Annotated in this window: 14 protein-coding genes; 1 reads left to right on the forward strand and 13 read right to left on the reverse strand. The window is 37.4% G+C overall.

The window, feature by feature from the left end; genetic code table 11:
* Positions 1–78: 78 nt before the first annotated feature.
* Positions 79–4596 (reverse strand): glycoside hydrolase family 70 protein, encoded by a 4518-nt coding sequence (locus AB3K24_RS06645; protein WP_367974522.1) that lies wholly within the window; start codon positions 4594–4596, stop codon positions 79–81.
* Between the two features lie 226 nt (positions 4597–4822).
* Here AB3K24_RS06645 and AB3K24_RS06650 point away from each other — a divergent pair, with 226 nt between their 5' ends.
* Positions 4823–5650 carry a helix-turn-helix domain-containing protein gene (locus AB3K24_RS06650; RefSeq protein ID WP_367974524.1) on the forward strand — a complete coding sequence of 276 codons (828 nt, stop codon included), beginning with the start codon at positions 4823–4825 and terminating at the stop codon, positions 5648–5650.
* 322 nt (positions 5651–5972) lie between these two features.
* Here the strand turns inward: AB3K24_RS06650 and trmD are convergent, their stop codons facing one another.
* The 12 genes from trmD to pfkB all read right to left on the reverse strand — a co-directional run bounded on the left by trmD (position 5973) and on the right by pfkB (position 17756).
* Positions 5973–6698 carry a tRNA (guanosine(37)-N1)-methyltransferase TrmD gene (gene trmD / locus AB3K24_RS06655; RefSeq protein WP_367974526.1) on the reverse strand — a complete coding sequence of 242 codons (726 nt, stop codon included), beginning with the start codon at positions 6696–6698 and terminating at the stop codon, positions 5973–5975.
* Positions 6698–7219 (reverse strand): ribosome maturation factor RimM, encoded by a 522-nt coding sequence (gene rimM, locus AB3K24_RS06660; RefSeq protein WP_367974528.1) that lies wholly within the window; start codon positions 7217–7219, stop codon positions 6698–6700. The genes trmD and rimM overlap by 1 nt, the downstream gene beginning before the upstream one ends.
* Positions 7220–7245: 26 nt before the next feature.
* Positions 7246–7740: a methylated-DNA--[protein]-cysteine S-methyltransferase gene (locus AB3K24_RS06665; protein ID WP_367974530.1), complete on the reverse strand. Its 495-nt coding sequence runs from the start codon at positions 7738–7740 to the stop codon at positions 7246–7248.
* A 20-nt stretch (positions 7741–7760) separates the two neighbouring features.
* Positions 7761–8828, reverse strand: a complete 1068-nt coding sequence (locus AB3K24_RS06670; RefSeq protein ID WP_367974532.1) for an ATP-binding protein — start codon at positions 8826–8828, stop codon at positions 7761–7763.
* A 134-nt stretch (positions 8829–8962) separates the two neighbouring features.
* Positions 8963–10741, reverse strand: a complete 1779-nt coding sequence (locus AB3K24_RS06675; RefSeq protein ID WP_367974533.1) for a DNA-binding protein — start codon at positions 10739–10741, stop codon at positions 8963–8965.
* Between the two features lie 179 nt (positions 10742–10920).
* Positions 10921–11208, reverse strand: coding sequence for a PTS sugar transporter subunit IIB (locus AB3K24_RS06680; protein WP_367974534.1), 288 nt, complete (start codon positions 11206–11208; stop codon positions 10921–10923).
* Between the two features lie 13 nt (positions 11209–11221).
* Complete coding sequence (locus AB3K24_RS06685) at positions 11222–12547, reverse strand: PTS galactitol transporter subunit IIC (protein WP_367974536.1); 1326 nt, start codon at positions 12545–12547, stop codon at positions 11222–11224.
* A 14-nt stretch (positions 12548–12561) separates the two neighbouring features.
* Positions 12562–13011: a PTS sugar transporter subunit IIA gene (locus tag AB3K24_RS06690; RefSeq protein ID WP_367974538.1), complete on the reverse strand. Its 450-nt coding sequence runs from the start codon at positions 13009–13011 to the stop codon at positions 12562–12564.
* On the reverse strand, positions 13004–13378 hold the full coding sequence (locus AB3K24_RS06695; protein ID WP_367974540.1) for a hypothetical protein: 375 nt from the start codon (positions 13376–13378) through the stop codon (positions 13004–13006). Before AB3K24_RS06695 ends, AB3K24_RS06690 begins: the two co-directional genes overlap by 8 nt.
* Positions 13371–14759 (reverse strand): BglG family transcription antiterminator, encoded by a 1389-nt coding sequence (locus tag AB3K24_RS06700; protein WP_367974541.1) that lies wholly within the window; start codon positions 14757–14759, stop codon positions 13371–13373. The genes AB3K24_RS06695 and AB3K24_RS06700 overlap by 8 nt, the downstream gene beginning before the upstream one ends.
* A 147-nt stretch (positions 14760–14906) precedes the next feature.
* Positions 14907–16826 (reverse strand): PTS fructose transporter subunit IIABC, encoded by a 1920-nt coding sequence (locus AB3K24_RS06705; RefSeq protein ID WP_367974542.1) that lies wholly within the window; start codon positions 16824–16826, stop codon positions 14907–14909.
* Positions 16827–16844: 18 nt separating this feature from the next.
* Positions 16845–17756 (reverse strand): 1-phosphofructokinase, encoded by a 912-nt coding sequence (gene pfkB, locus AB3K24_RS06710; protein ID WP_367974543.1) that lies wholly within the window; start codon positions 17754–17756, stop codon positions 16845–16847.
* Between the last annotated feature and the right edge of the window lie 10 nt (positions 17757–17766).

Genomic DNA, 17766 nt, shown 5'->3' on the forward strand with positions numbered 1-17766 from the left:
AAAAAAGAAGCACATATTTGTGCTTCTCATCGTATCAGATGATAACAATATTAAATTGTTTGTCGAACTGATGACAGATCAATCAACAGCATTACCGTCATTATTGAAGTAAACCTGCTTACCGTCAATTTGTACAAACTGATTTGTAATCATGTCACCAGAATCAGCATCATAGTAGTGCATGTGACCTGTTTCATCAACATGCGTATCGCCCTTAAGTTGCACGCCGTCATCATTGAAGTAAAGAGCCTGACCATTGATTGTTTGTTCACCTGTTACGGCATGTCCTTGATTATCCAAATATAACCAAGAACCATCTGGCAATTCGCCAAAGTCATTTGTTAGTTTTTCACCATTAATACCTGCATAGTAACTAATTGTGCCATCACTATTTTCGACTTGGTCATTTTTGACTTGTTCGCCGTTCTGCTTAAAGTATACCTGGCGCCCATTAATTGTCTGTTCGCCTGTCACAGCATCCCCTTGATCATTCAAATATAACCATGCGCCATTATCCAAACGTTTGAAATCATTTTTGACTTGTGTACCGTCATAATTGAAATACACGATTTGACCATCGATATTTTGTTCACCTGTCACAGCAATCCCCTGTTCATTCAGATAAATCCATGATTGGTTTGCTAATTCTTGCCAAGTATTCGTCAATAGATTGCCTGTTTGACTGTCGAAATAACGCAAATCACCCGCAGTATCTCTAATGGCAGTCCCTTTAACCTGAACACCATTCTGATCAAAATACTGCTCAGACGTTGTGCCATTATCTGAAGTAATTGTTGTTAGTCCAAGCGCCATGTGGCCATCATCAAAGAAATAGCGCCAATTATTATCAGGTCCTAGATAGTATTGATTTGACACTTCTTTACCAGTTTTACTGTAATAGTAATGATTTTGTCCATCAGATAAGTAAGCATCTTGTAATTCAACACCATTAGGCAAGAAATAATACTTTTTACCGTTAATTTCTTGGGTACCAACGACCATGTAGCCATCCTTATCGAAATAATACCAATTGGTATTATCTTGAATAAAGGTATTTTTAGCTTGATAGCCACTCGTTGAGTAAAACGCTGTCTTGCCATTCTCATCAGTTGTAAAGCCAGTGCTTGTCTTTTCGCCTAGCAATTGTTTAGGTAAGAAATCATTATTACTCGACACATTAAAGTATTGATTGGTTGCCCAATCCTTTAAGACATACCAAGCACCACGACCTTGAATGTTTGAGCCGTTAAAGTACTTCGCTGACCATTCTGTAATTTTAACATCTGGATTCATAGGTTTACCTGTAGATATTTGCTTCGTTTCAAACAAACTTGGATAGGCTGCCTTCATGTCATCTAAGAATGCCCCACCATACTGTGCTTGGTACTGACCACCACCGATTGTTGATGAATCATATAAGGTATGGTTGATCACTGAATCAGCATCGTCTTTTCCAGAACTGTTTGTGCGCGTAGCTGTCACAATTTGTTCACCTGGTAAATTATATATTTGATCAGGTACCCAATCATTAATGGCTTGAATACCTTGAGCATGTAACGCTCTCAAACTATTCACTAATTGATCAGCTGTCCCATATTTCGTGGGGGTATTGTAACCAATGTCATATCGATCTGTAAAAGCATAACCGTTTTGAACAATCGCATCTAAGAAACTCGTGTCCGTACTTGAGCGATATTGCGGTGCTAATTCAAACGTTGTGATACCTAAATCTTTGAACAAGCTTGCATTTTCTGCAATTTTGACGTTGGTGTACTCGTCAGCGTTGGTTGGCATAGCTTGGAAATTAGAAAAGCCTTCATAGATGACTTGAGAATCTAACGCCGCATTAGAGTGGTAAGTCGCACCATCTGTTGATGTTGCTGTACTACTTGCTGTTCTCACGTCTTGACTATCACTAGCACCAACAGGTACCCAGGCAGCAAGATAACCAGAAACTTGTGGATCATTGATACCATATACCATATCTGATTTGAAAATCAATTGTCCTAAATCATTTGTGCGGGCAACTGGTGCCCCAGCATCGTCATTATAAATTTTCAAACCATCTTGCGTACTTAACATCAAGGCACGATAATCTTGATTCTTATGTGCAGCACCCATGTTCAATACAACTTGTTCATCATTATTTAAGTTCAAGTCAGTCTTATTACTGATAACTAAGCCAACACCTTCTGTCCGTGTTTCAGCATTACCAACGTCTGTGGCAGTCATAGAACCGGTTCCATAACGGACCGAAGTTAATACCCCTTGATTGTCATGTAAATAAGACATGCCCATACTTTGACCACCAGAAACATATTTCACACGTGATTGCAACAATGACGTGATGGCATCATAATATGGCGATTGCTTCGCCATATATTGCCCGTCATCGGTATACAAATCACCATAATAAACACGTGGAATTGTATCCTTATTCGTTAATAACAGTGCATAAGATGCTGGTATATTATAAGCCGTGTATACTTTATCCGCTTTTAATTCATCTGCATTATATATTGCAAAGGCTTTTTCAATTTCATCAGGTGTGACAGTTAGACCGTCTGAAGCTGGATTGATTTTATCTTTGACAATTTGTGCAATAACGGTTTGCACTTCACTATCATGTGCGCGAATAAATGAATAGTTTGGTTGTGCTGTATTTTCAGTTGCATCTGCTGTGCGATCCACCAAACTATTCGTAATTGTTGATTCCAAACCACTACGTTGGTCGACAGGCACGTTCAAGGCATATTTCAAGCCGAGATGAATTGGAAAGTCCATTGTCAATTGATTCGTCCCATGTGCTTTGATATAAGCGGCATCTTTCGATTCCCAATCTTCTAAAATTGAGAGATGTGCATTCGCTTGACTATCACTTTGATCTATTTTATAAGCTGCTTTGAAGTAATCACTGGCAATTTGTAACAAATCAGCATCCACATTATCGACAGCATCCACGCGATAACCATCAAAGTTAGCGGTTGGATCATTTTGTGTGATGCTACCAATGTTCATCATGTAATACAACCAGTTTAATTGTTCCGCTTGCACAGTGGGATTTGAGTTGTCCACATCGTTCGCTAACAACATCTCATAACCACCCTGTTGTCCAGAATCAGTAATTTGACCCTTTTGATTAATTGGTGTGCGATTTAATAATCGGTCATCTGAATTTGCATCTGGGGTCTTGTCACTGTTAACATATAACAACGCACCACCTTGAAGATGATCATTTGATTTAGACTCACTCGTAATATTCCAGTTTGGTTGCGTCTTAATCCATTGACTCATATCTGTTTTTAGCCAATCAGTACTACCAGACAAACTAATTTTCTGTTCAATATTTTTTTGAACTGACATCGTATTATTTGTTAAATCAGCTGTTTGCGTATTGTTTGAAACGGCCACGTCATCTTCTAGAAGTCCTAGGGATTGCATGTATTTAAGATAAGCAACTTGGGTATCTTTATCAGGCCACCATGACATTAACAATGGTCGAAAATCATTTGCTGTCGATGGTGTCCAGGTCGTACCTGATTTTAGAATGTCTTTAGGTCGGTACCAGCTACTAGCTGTCAGGTAGCCATCAACATTTGTGAAGCTATCAGCTGTTAATGAGTAAGCAGCGTTGTGCGCGTTATCGATATTTGTCAGACCATCGGTGTATTGACGATCATTCGATGTCAATTCACCAGTTGTTTTATCAAAATAAAGCACTTGACCGTCAATGACAGCGGTGAAATTCTTTTTAACCTGCCCGTCATCACCAACAAAATAGGTTTTACCATCAATCTGTTTGATATTTGGTGATGCGCTTTCTGCTTGATCAAGTTTTTGCGCATCATTGATTTCTTTTTTATCTGTTGTTTGCGTTGCTGGGGTTGTTTCAACAGTTTTATCTGTTTTTGTTGTGGCAGCTGTATTGTAAACCGTTGCTGACGTTGGTTGATTAGTTGCCGTCGGCGTCGTTGTATCAGCTGATTTGTCAGTTGTTGCTGGTGTTGGTGTTTTATTTGTTGTTGGTTCTACTGCTGGTGTTTCTGGTGCTTTATTTGCTGTTGGTTCTGGTGCTTTATTTGTTGTCTGTTCTACTGCTGGTGTTTCTGGTGCTTTATTTGCTGCTGGTTCTAGTGTTGGTGTTTCTGGTGCTTTATTTGTTGTTTGTTCTGGTGTTGGTGTTTCTGGTGCTTTATTTGTTGTTTGTTCTGGTGTTGGTGTTTCTGGTGCTTTATTTGTTGCTTGTTCTACTGCTGGTGTTTCTGGTGCTTTATTTGTTGTTTGTTCTGGTGTTGGTGTTTCTGGTGCTTTATTTGCTGCTGGTTCTAGTGTTGGTGTTTCTGGTGCTTTATTTGCTGCTGGCGTAGTTTCTGTTTCCGCTGGTACCACTCCAACTACTTTATCTGTTGTTACTGCTGATTTATCCTCTTGTACTGGATTTGCTTTTACTGCTTGGTTCCCTATATTTGTTGTATCAGCACTACTATCCGATATAGTTGCACCAAAGATTGCCAAAGAAAAAATACCAGCCGTCACTAAAGCCTTTCCGGACTTATACAACTTTTTTCGATCACATACCGCTCTTTCATTCCTCATAATATTCTCCTTTTCTTAATGCTGTTATTTAAAATTTCAATTTATTTCTTGAAATTTTATCTACATGTAAAAGTAATTAACCTTTACGCTGTTATTCTATACCGCAAAGTATCAAGTTTTTTATTATATTCAATATTGATTATTCAATATTGAATATGTAAAAAATATACTAATATGCTGGATAATAATTAATTGTTATATTTTTTACAAACAGAAAGGAAACGATATGCAAAAAGATAACAATTTCAACTTAATAAAGGAACGGCGTAAGATTAAAAATGTTTCTCAAAGTGAACTAGGTGCAATAATTGGTTCACAGGCAATGGTGTCACGAATAGAAAATAATCAGATATTACCAAATATTCAGACTATTTATCTTATTTGCAAAACATTAGATCTCACTATTGAGGAATATTTTTACACTTATTATAAAAAAGGGACAAATATTACTAAGTTTCGCAATGAGTTAAATGAAAAATATATGTCAAATGATCTTTCAATTTTAAATCAAGGTTATTTAGATATCAAAACAAACCATTCACTCACACTAAAAAGTAAACATCAACTACTCATGTTACAAGCTACCATCTATCACTTTACATTTAAATTAGCCTCACAATCTGATCAAAATTTACTTTTAAACTATTTTGATCAGATTGTTAGGTGGCAACTTTACGATATTTATTTATTAGAATGTACCTTAAATATGATTCATTCGGAAAAAATAAAACCATATATTTCTGATATTTTAGTTCAATACATGAAAACAGAAAGTAGAGCTTATGCAATTGATATAATTATGAGTCTCATGATTAAATACTTAGAATGTAGCATTATCCAAAGAAACAATATCATCACTGACTGGATACTTTTAAAATTAAACGATATGCCTATTAAAGAAAATTCAAATGTTAAAATATGGGTTTTGTTCTTATCTGCACTGTATATTCAGGATACAAAAAAAATTGACCAAGTTTACACTGTTACTAATTACTTAAATCTCCCTAATCTTAAAAAAAATTTTATCCGGATTCAATCAGCTTATTCAAAATAATTGCTTTGAAATTAGAGATATGTCTCTCTAATTATCATTTTAATAGATATAAAAAAGCTCCCCATTGTTGTTAAACATTTGGGAGCTTTTATAGTAATTTACAACTCATAACCGTAAATTATAACATTACAATTTAACGCCAAAAAAGACAGTCATTATTTGATTATCTTTACAAAGCGTTTAGTTGAAAAAATTTTCAACTAACGCTTACTCGTGCTTTACCACCACTTCGCTGAGATAAGTCACGGTACCGCGCTCATGCGCTTACTCGTGCTTTACCACCACTTCCGCTGAGATAAGTCACGGTACCGCGCTCATGCGCTTACTCGTGCTTTACATCATCTAGTAAATCGCGTTCTTGGTTGGTGAGTTGACGTTTTTCTAGTAAGTCTGGGCGACGTTGCCATGTTCTGCGTAATGACTCTTTCAATCGCCATTCAGCAATTTTTGCATGATTACCACTTATTAACACATCAGGTACTTTGCGACCGCGAAATTCTGCTGGTCGTGTATACTGTGGGAACTCTAACAAATTATCCTGGAACGAATCTTCCTCAGCACTGACATTGTTACCCAATACGTCAGGTAAGAAGCGCGCTGTGGCATCAATAATAACCATTGCCCCAAGTTCACCGCCAGTCAAAACATAATCTCCCAATGATATTTCATCATCAACTAGCTCACGAATACGCTCATCATACCCTTCATAATGTCCCGCAATAAATGTCAGATGTTCCTTTTGGGCTAACTCTTCCGCCACATGATGGTCGAATTTACGACCTGCTGGGTCTAGTAACACAACATGGCCTTTGTTGCCAGCCTGTTTTTCAACAGCCGCCATGGCATCAAAAATCGGTTGCGCCATAAGCAGCATGCCCGCACCACCACCAAACGGATAGTCGTCAACGTTGTTATGCTTGTTTTCAGTATAATCACGAAAATCTGTCACATGAAAATCTAAAGCACCTTTATCAATTGCTTTACCTAAAATAGATTGTTTTAATGGTGTAAACATATCAGGAAATAAACTTAAAACATCAATCCGCATTAATCTAATAGTCCTTCCAGTGCGTCAATAGTTACTAATTTACCAGCAACATCAACGTGCTTCACAACATCATCAATCATCGGAATCAGCGCGTCTGACTGGCCATCACGTGCGACAACCCAGACATCATTTGCCCCAGTTTCCATGATTTCTGAAATAACACCGATGTCATTACCGTCCAAATCAACTACTCGGCAACCAATGATTTCATTATAATAATACTCATCATCGCCTAATTCTTCACGTGCGCCACCAATAACATAGATATCATGTGTCTTATATTTTTCAATTTCATTGATGTTTGTCACACCTTCAAATAAGACTAACCACATGTTTTTATGGAGACGAGATGCCTGCACCTTAACCGGTACAAAGCCTTGTTTCGTATCAATTTGCAACGCTGCACCTTTTTTAAAACGATCAGCTGCAAAATCCGTAATCGACATGATTTTCACTTCACCACGAATACCGTGTGTGTTAACAATTGTACCAACTTTAAAATAATTTTCTGTATTTGTCATAGTGTTATTATATCAGATTTTTCAGTCTACTTACTAGCTATCATGGCCTGATCCAATTGTCTTAACCTTTGTTTCATCTCTGGTCCATAACGGTATTTGCCGATGCCACCACTTTTAGGGAGAATGCGGTGACAGGCATTAATGATCGTCAAGGGGTTCTTCCCAACTGCCGATGCTACAGCACGGATAGCTGTTGGATGATTGGCACGAACAGCCAGTTGCGCATACGTTAACGTTTCATTCGGCAACATCTCATGCATAGCGCGCCAGATATCACGTTGAAACGACGTGCCTGTCAAATAATTAATCTTCAATTGTGACAAATCAACTATTTCACCAGCCGCATAACGCTGAAAATCAATTATTTCAGGTAACGTCGCCCGCGTGACCTGTTCATTTGGGTAAAACAAATGAAATTCTTTCACCCCATCAGTCGCTAGACTTATAAAAACAAGCGCCTCGTTTTGTTTAAAAATTGTTAAGTGCCTGTCCAAAAATGGCATTGTGTCATACATTATCATATTTTATTTACTCCTATTGTTTAATCATAGTAGTCATCTAAAAATTGTGAAAAATAGGGTAAAGCTAAACTAATTAATCCTCTTTGTGGTTTTTGCGTCACACGCCACTTGTTTAACTTTGCTTTGTATGTTGACAAAACATTGATGTTCCAACCTAGAATATCCTTTAATGCTTGCGTAGAGACATCAAAATCACCTGCTTCATGGATGGCAATAATTAATTCACGATCTTTTGGTTCTAAATCCGCTAACACTTTTTCGTAAACGTTAGAAAATAATAATCTTTGAGATATAATAAATGCATCTTTAATATCTTGACTTGTCACAACCTCGTCAACGTGGCGCCAGACATAATCTCCCATCAATTGGTACATATAAGGGTAGCCACCTGTCGCCTTTGCCATTTGTTCTGCATCAGCTAATGATAATTGGTTTGCTTTAAACTTTTCAAGATAAGAATCACGGACAACATCAACATCTAGCGGCATTAATTCAACACGATTGGCACGTAATAAGTAGGTTGAAGCTTTCCCATTCATTATTGTGTCAATTGCTGAAGGCAGCCCTGCAGCAATTAAAATTGCTGGTAGCTGACGATAACTTTTAAACGCATCCAACAACTTATCAAGGTGCGGTGTGTTATTTTGTACTTCATCAAGGAGCACGACCAATGCCATGTTTTGACTATTTAGATAATCTAATATTTTTTCCAAATCATATTTAAATGTTTTAGCAATCGCTTGGGGTGCAACATCAATGTCAGCACTAAGCAACGGTAACTTAATGCTTAACCCTTTTATTTTAGGTGATTGTTTCACACGGTCTTGAACGCCTAGCAACACGTCATTTAGTAAATCAGGTGTAGACGTTACTGAAACTGTTACAATATGTGGTTGCTTTTTCAACTCCAAACTAACATGTGTTAATAAAGAGGTTTTACCTGCACCACGCATGCCAGTTATTAAAGTCGTATGCCACTTACTTGATATATTTCTGGTAGCTGTAATGATTTCTTGAGAAATATAGTCATCATTAATAAAACTATCACGATTATAGTCAAATGTTGGATTGAAGGGATTGTTTAACATCAATTAATTTCCTTTCTGATTAATTTAATTATACTACACTTTTTTACTACACACTACACTTTTTTACTACACACTACACTTTTTTACTACACTTTATTATAACAAAAAGACGACTGCATCAGTCGTCCTAAATTTTATTTTAAACCTTTAATTGTCATGTCATCAATTGTTGCGATTTTCGCATTATCTAATAGGTTAGCTTTAAAACTAACGTCGTCGCCTACCTTCAAGAAAACAACTGTGGGACTACTGTCTGAATCGATTTTGAAGACTGTAGTTTGATTTTCAAGCATGAAATTCACAATCGTTGTTTTGCCATCATTAGTTACCGCTACGCGCGATACTTTGCCAGTAATTTCTTTTTCTGTTTTAGGATCTGTTGAGCGATTATTAGAAGTAGACTCTGCCAAATCTTTACGATAATCATCCAACGCTTCTTGTGCATTATCACCATCAATGACAATATCATTATCTATAGCATTAATATACACATATTTTTTAAAGATACCTTTTGTATCCAATAATGACACAACCCAAGTTGGCGTGCCATCAATGTTATACAAAATCGGCATATGAGCTTGCCACTTCTTTTCTGGATATATTTTATCAGCAATGCTAATAGCACCGTCTGAATCCATTAACCCTGAACGGGTATCACGATAATAGGTTAGCTTGCCTGTTTTTGCATCAACGAGCGAGTAACCTAAAGCTGAATCTTGATCATTATTTCCTGACGTAAAGTCAGTAAAATAGACTAAATGGCCTTTGGAATCAATCAACGGTGTAATTTGTCCACCAGAGTAAACACCATTATCCGTCGGTATTTTAACATTGCGTTTGGCACCCAAAGATGTTTGGTTCCACCAACCCTTTTGGTAACGGCCGTAGAACTCATTCATTTGATTAGCCGCAGCACTTGTAATTGGCGCATCAATGAACTTGGGCGCGCGATTGGCATCATAAATTTCAACATCCCCATTTTGTGCGTTAAGGACGGCAGTCTTGAATTCATTGAACTTCATGCGCCCTGACACACCATATTCACGATACAGTGTTTGCACATAGTAAGGTTTACCCTTATCATCAATTTCTAAATTCATACGCCCAGTACTAGCATAAGTTGGTGCCTTAGCATAGATTTTACGTGCGGCATCATCGTTCAAATAAGCAGATGTTGTATATTTCAAACGTTCTTTCACGAACTTGGGTTGTGCATTAACATCTGTCGCACTAATGATGAAATAACCAGGAACAGATTTATTCTTGAGCCATTTGAAGAAACCATTAAATTCGACCGTGGCCACATACACATACTCACCATTAACCATTTGTGCTGTCATACCGTCTAACTCATACATATTTGAATTTGGAATGACGCTAAACTTTTGTTGCATTTTGCGCTTAGCTGTATCAGGCGCTAACGCAATCGGCATATCTTTAGCGGAGGTCAATAATTCAGCGGAACGCTTTGTTTGCGTCGGAATTGAATCATATACGTTGTTAATACTCGTCAGCCGTGTGACAAACGCAGTGGCACCGACAATTAACCACAATACAATTGGCGCCAATAATACCAACAAATAACGACGCAAAAAATGCGCTTGTTTGTCAGTTACTTTAACATGTCGTTCAGGCTGCCCAAATGCGCGCACCTTATCCACAGCAGATAACCCAGCATTGCCAATAAAATTAATAATTGCTGCAACCACAGCTAAAAATATATTGACATTTAAAAGCGTTGTCAAATTTTTCGGTGGTAATTGAATATAAAGTATCAAGTAAACAAATAACAGTTCGATCACAGTCGTTATAATAAACCACAACCAACGGCGATTTAAAATAACAGCAGCAATATTAACTAGTAGTATCCCAATACTAAAAACTAACATCACATTGATAAAATTTAGTAACATAAAAACGCTCCTTCAAAGTGTGTAAAATAGCATACCTATCATTATTAATTATAAAGTAATAATGGTTACAAAGATAGGACCTTGCTCCCATTTAGGAAGATAATCAAAAAAATCTCATCAACCTAAGTCGATGAGGTTTTTGATTATACTGCTTTTTTGAAGAAGATGTAAATTACAAACTACAATGCTGCGTTAATTTGATCAAAAACTTTCTGAGTGCCCACTCCTGTTAACAATGCAACACCATTAATAACCTTATCTTGAATTTCATGTGGCACCATTGTTGTTGAAACTACGATGTCATAATCACCATTGCGAATAGCACTCACTTCATCAGAAATTTTGGATTGCAAAAATTTAACTTCATTATCTTTACCTTCTGAACTTAGAAATGCTTTAATTTTTCCTGTGGCAATTGTTGATGTTGCGATGCCTGTTCCACATACTACCATTAATGACTTTACCATTTTTATTTCTCCTTTATATACGCTTTGTATGAAATTTGTTCAACCAAATCATCAAAGCAAGAACAATCACACCAGTAATCGCGATACCGCCCCAGCTTAATACTTTGCCTAGACCAACAATTAGAAGCGTTGTCCAAGCACCACCATCAGACAAAACAGAGATGGAAGAAGCACCGTTCATTGAAAAATGAGCTGATTTTGCAGCAATTGTTAATAACGGTGCAATCCAAGACGCAATCCATAATGAAATAGCAATATCTATTATGCCGCCAATCACAATTCTAAATACGTTTCCGCCAAATACTGCAGCCATGACTGCAAGCATGAATGGTATGGTTGCCAAGTCGCCAAACGGTAACACTGTGTTTCCTGGCAAAATAACGGCAATCAATAACGATACAGGTACTAAAATTAATGAAGCAGACAAAACAGCTTCTTGTCCAACAGCCAAGGCAGAATCCATACCGATATACAAGTCACGTCCTGGAAATTTCTTTTGTACTAATTGATTAGCTGCTTCAGAAATTGGTGATAACCCTTCCATTAGTAAAGCCACCATACGTGGCATTAAAATCAAAACAGCTGATGTTGTAATACCTAAATTCAAAATTTTAGTGATATCATACTGAGCTAACGACCCGATAATTAATCCAATAATAAGACCCATGACTGCTGAATCACCAAAAATGCCTAAACGTTTTTGTATTGTTTCTGGTGTCCAATGAATATTTTTAACACCTGGAATTCGGTCTAAAATCCAATTAATTGGTAATGCAATCACAAATCCAGGTGCAGAAGCGCCTTGAGGAAAGGAAATGCCATCTAAGCCATAATGTTTTTGAATCGTAGGTGCGGCCAAATCAGCTAAGAAATAAATCCACATCGCATGAACTACCATTGTTGCCAATCCCAAACCAAAATTATTTGTCGCTGCATATACTAACGACCCAGTAAATGCAATATGCCAATAATTCCATAGATCGACGTTTAAGGTTTTAGTTAACCCCACAACTAATAAAATAACATTTAAAACCACACCAATTGGAATTGCTAAGCTGCCTAACGTCGTACCATATGAAATGGCCGACGCTGCTGGCCATCCAACATCAATCGAACTAAGTGATAACCCAAAATTACGAACCATGGCCTGAGCAGCAGGACCTAAATTATCAGTCAATAATCCAATAATTAAATTTAAACCTGTAAACCCAATACCCACCATTAATGCTGCTTTAAATGCTTTCCCCACTTTAATTCGTAAAAATAATCCAAATACGAACAATAACATTGGTAAAAACACAGTTGGACCTGCGTTCAATAACCATCTAATAATTCCCATTATAATATCCTTTCTTAGGCAATACCTGCTATTTTCAAGATTGAAATAACTTTTTCTGAACTATCAGCATTTAAAATTTCAGTTAAAAGTGTGTCATTTTGAATGAGACCAATTAGTTTTTGTAACATTTCTAACTGTTCATGTGGCTGAGTTAAAGCTAGCATAAATATTATTTTAACTGGCACGTCTTTTCCATCACCCATTTGAAAAAAATTCACAGGCGACTTTAATCTCATGACACCAATTTGCGATCGTATAACATGTTGCACATCAGTATGTGGTATTGCGACACCGATAGTTTCAGTTGCTAACCCAGTTGGAAATTTTTCCTCTCGTTTTAACACCGCGTTTTTAAAGGATATTTGAACGATTTTCTGATCAACAAATTTTTGGGCCAATGCCTCGAGTGCTTCTGTCCTATTCTGAGCTTCAAAATCTAGTACGATTACTTTATCATCAAGCATGTTTTAATACCTCTTTTATCATATGAGTTAGTTCCTGTTGGTTTCGAATTGTTCTCAATTTTTTTAAACCGATACCGCTAAGAAAAAAATCAAGTACAGTTATAATGTTTTCCGATGGATATTGTTCATCGATGACCATGATTAATTGTAAATTTCGCTGCCCACGTAATAACAAAATGCCTTGGCAAGATAGATTTGGCAACACGACATGTGGCAATTCAATATCATCAGCAATCTGCACACTTCCTATTTGATTACGTTGCGTTATAGCCTGCTCAACCACACATGGCATTAAATTAAAATTTTTCGCCACTAACTGTGATCTAGATACCTGCTCGTTCATTGTTTCAAAAATATATTTATCCATATGCCATCTCCGCCACACGCCTTTTATCCCCTTCATTAAATAATGCACTAACTTGAATAATCGGCGATACAGTATGATAAGACACTTGCACAGTAGAAATTACTAAATCAATATCTTGATACTTTTTTGAATTATTTTGATACGTTTTCGATGATATCACGGCTACAATATCAAAATCAGGAAAGGCATGCTTCACTTTTGTCTGCAATAGCTGTGCTGTCCCAACTCCGGTTGAACACATAATCAATACACGTTTATAGTTGGTCGCATCTTCTATAGCACGAACAACATACAATGTTAGAAATCCCACTTCATCATCAGAAATGGTATAGGATGATTTCTGTATAATTTTTTTAATGTCAGTAAAAACATCTTCATAATTAAATTTAATATCATTTAATAGTGGATTGATGATTGACATATTAGCTGTAATGCGATGAATCATAGGTCTCACGTGACCTAATAATCCTCTTTTTAAATTGTTACGATTCACATATTTACTAAGTGACATGTTTTGAACAATAAAACCTACTAATTGATGCGCTTCATCATCTTTACTCTCATCTAGATTTCTGTCATATCGTAATCCCACAAGGTAAACTAATAAATTTTCAACTTCTTGTGGATGAATAAAATCATTGAGATATTGTCCTAAATTGTCAATTATTTTTCTTGCAACATGCGTTAGTTTTTCGTCATATTGGGCCAAATTAGTTGAACTGAATTGTTCCTCATATCGTTTTTGACGGACACGTTGAATTAAAATATACAGATGTGAAAAAATATTAATCGTATATGGATCCAAAATTTGAACCGCTAATTCTGTCTCAATAAGTACCATTTGTGCGCTAATAAACTGACGATCATGATCAGAAACGTTTGGAAAAATATCACTGATATTATCTAAAGCCTTTTTTGTTCTTGTCTCTTCTAATAAAAAGTAATTCAGCGCTTTTCGTAATTGTACCTCTGTACCAACAGCTCGCACTTGTCCATCTGATCGTTGTAGCTGTATTTTAAACTGCATTAATTTAGTACTTAAACGCGATAAATATCGCGACAAGGTAGAATCAGACATATACAGTTTGTCAGTTAATTGCCAACGTTTCACCGCTCTTGGAAATTGTGTCAAAATGATAATTGCCAAATCTAATGACCTTTGCACTTCTTGTTGCTCCTCCGTTAGAGGCGCTACTTTTTTAACTAAACGATAGCCTCGTCCCCGTTGAGATGCAATTACTTTCTCAGTTGCATTTAATTTATTAATCGACCGATAAACTGTTTTTGTTGAAGAGCCTAACGTTTCCGAAATTTCTTGTGCAGTTACAAAATCAACTTGTTGTCCCAAAAACATTAACACACGATTTTCCAACATGCTCATTTTTTCACCTCCATCTCTATAACTATAGTATACGTCACTATTGTTACCGCTTACACCGGCATATGTCCGTTGCTTTAGACATTTATTTGAAAAATAAAAAGTGAACATCAAAAAAACCTCATCAATCGAAGTCGATGAGGTTTTTGATTATACTGCTTTTTTGAAGGTACCGTAGACTAAGCCAGAAACAACAGCACCAATTGCTATAAAGAGTAGATATAGCAATGGCGAACTCGTCAAGGCAATCACGAAGATACCACCATGTGGTGCGAGTAATTTAATACCAGCCCAACCAACCAAACCACCAGACAGAACTGATCCGACCATGAAACTTGGAATGGCACGTACTGGATCTGCTGCAGCAAATGGAATTGCCCCTTCTGTAATAAAGGATAGTCCCATAACAATGTTAGTTAATCCTGCTTGTCGTTCCTGCTGATCAAACTTATGTTTAAACAATAGTGTTGCCACAAAGACCGCCAACGGTGGGACCATGCCACCAGCCATGACAGCCGCCATAATCACTGAACCACCAGTTGCAACTGTTGCTGCTAAAGTGCCTGTCCCAAAGACATATGCCGCTTTGTTGATTGGACCACCCATATCAATTGACATCATACCGCCAAGTATCGCACCTAAGAGGACTGCATTGGTGCCGTCCAAACTAGATAAGAAATTATTCAGACCAGTATTAATTGCTGACATTGGAATATTAATGAGTAACATCGCAAAACCAGTTAATAGGACACCTAATACTGGATAAAACAAAATTGATTTAATGCCATCTAATGACTTGGGTAATTTTTGAAATGCTTTTTTTAGTAAAAGCATGATACCACCGGCTAGGAAACCACCGACCAAAGCCCCTAAAAATCCTGAAGGAATTGGCGCATTGTTAGCATTTAAGCCAACATTGTAAAGATTGTAACCATTCGCAGCTAAAGCACCGGCAACGAATCCGGCTACTAACCCTGGCTTTTCAGCAATTGAATAAGCAATATATCCTGCCAAAACTGGTAACATAAAGCCAAATGCTGCCCCACCAATTTGTTTAAAAAACGCAGCGATTGGATGATAGGTTCCCAAACTGGACAACGCACTGTTTGGCACACCTAAACTTTGATCAATTAAGAAAGCAAACGCTATGGCAATACCACCACCAATAACGAATGGTAGCATACTCGAGACACCACCCATTAAGTGACGATAAAACGCTTTACCGATTGATTGTGGTCCTTCCGTTGACTGTTGCTTAGGTTGATCGCTATGGTAGACAGGGGCTGTTTGACGAAGTGCCAAGTCGATTAACTCATCTGGCTTACGAATGCCATCAGCTACCGGTCGATTGATTAACGGCTTGCCATCAAAACGTGCCATGTCAACTTTTTTATCGGCAGCTATAATAACACCCTGAGCGTGTGCAATATCTGCATCTGTGAGCTTGTTACCAACACCACCGGCACCATTTGTTTCTACTTTAATGCGAATACCAAGCTTTTCAGCATGCTTTTTCAACGCTTCTTCAGCCATATAAGTATGCGCAATGCCCGTCGTACATGCTGTTACCGCAACAAGATACGGCGCATCATCATCAACAATTACCTCAGTTGATTCAGCTTCTTGTGATGTAAACAAACTAACCACTTTAGCTGGTGTCTCTGCCTGCTTTAATTTGTCCATGAAGCCATCTTGTAACAAATAGCGAGATAGACTGGCTAATGCTTCCAAATGCGTGTTATTAGCATTGGCCGGTACTGCAATCATAAACAGCAAATGAACAGGTTGCCCATCCATGGCATCGTAATCAACACCATTTTTTGATCGTGCAAAGGCCACAGTAGGTTGTTTAACCGCATTATTTTTAGCATGCGGCATCGCAATACCATCACCTAAACCAGTTGTTGTCTGTGCTTCACGCGCCAAAATGCCATTTAAAAATTCTTGCTTATCCGTAATACGATCGGCGGCATAAAGTTGATCGATCATTTCATCAAAAGCTGCTTGCTTGGTTGTTGCTTTTAAATCTAAAAGCATCACGTCTGGTAATAACAATTCACTTATCTTCATGACATTTCCTCATATTTATCAAACAGTTGTGATACTAACCTGATGATAGATTTCCTCAATTTTTTGTTTTGTTGCTATATCGTTGCTAAAGGCTGTGGCCGTGCCACTAGCTACAGCAATCTTAAAACTTTCTAATACATCTTCTGATTGTAACCACGTGCCAATAAAGCCACCAATCATTGAATCCCCAGCACCCGCTGAATTTTGAACTTGCCCTTTAACCGGCTTTGCAAAATACTGTGTATTTTTAGTGAAAAGTAACGCCCCATCACCCGCAAGCGACACAATAGCATGTTGCGCGCCATCTATAATTAATTGTCTACCCCATTGCAGAAGATCAGCTTGTGTAGTTAACTCCGTTTGATAAAGTTGCGCTAATTCACTGCGATTTGGTTTCACTAGTAATGGTTGGTAGGCTAAGGCTGTTTTCAACTGTTGACCAGTTGTATCAATGACAAAGCGTGCACCACATAACTGGATTTTTTGTAACATTTGTTGATAAACATGACTATTCAAGCTTTTAGGCACACTGCCTGAAAGAATAACGACATCATGATTCGTCAGTCGATCGAATTTTTGAAAGAATACTGCCAATTCTTGCTCAGTAATCGCCGGTCCGGTGGCATTAATTTCCGTTTCGTTAGCAGCTTTTATTTTTAAATTGATCCGAGTATTGCCAGCTATTGGTGTAAAATCTTGCACTAAATGTTGGCCACTCAAGGTTGTTTTTAAATGTTGTCCGGTGAAACCGCCTAAAAATCCCCAAGCGGTATTATCAATAGCCAACTGACCTAGTAGTCGACTGACATTAATCCCCTTACCACCCGGAAAAATAGCTTCTGAATCGGCACGATTTGTTTCACCTAAGGTCAACGTTTTCAAACGTGTTACAAAATCTAATGATGGATTCAAAGTGACTGTATAAATCATAATTTCTCCC

This window comes from Leuconostoc aquikimchii (genome assembly GCF_040838325.1).
GTDB lineage: Bacteria > Bacillota > Bacilli > Lactobacillales > Lactobacillaceae > Leuconostoc > Leuconostoc aquikimchii.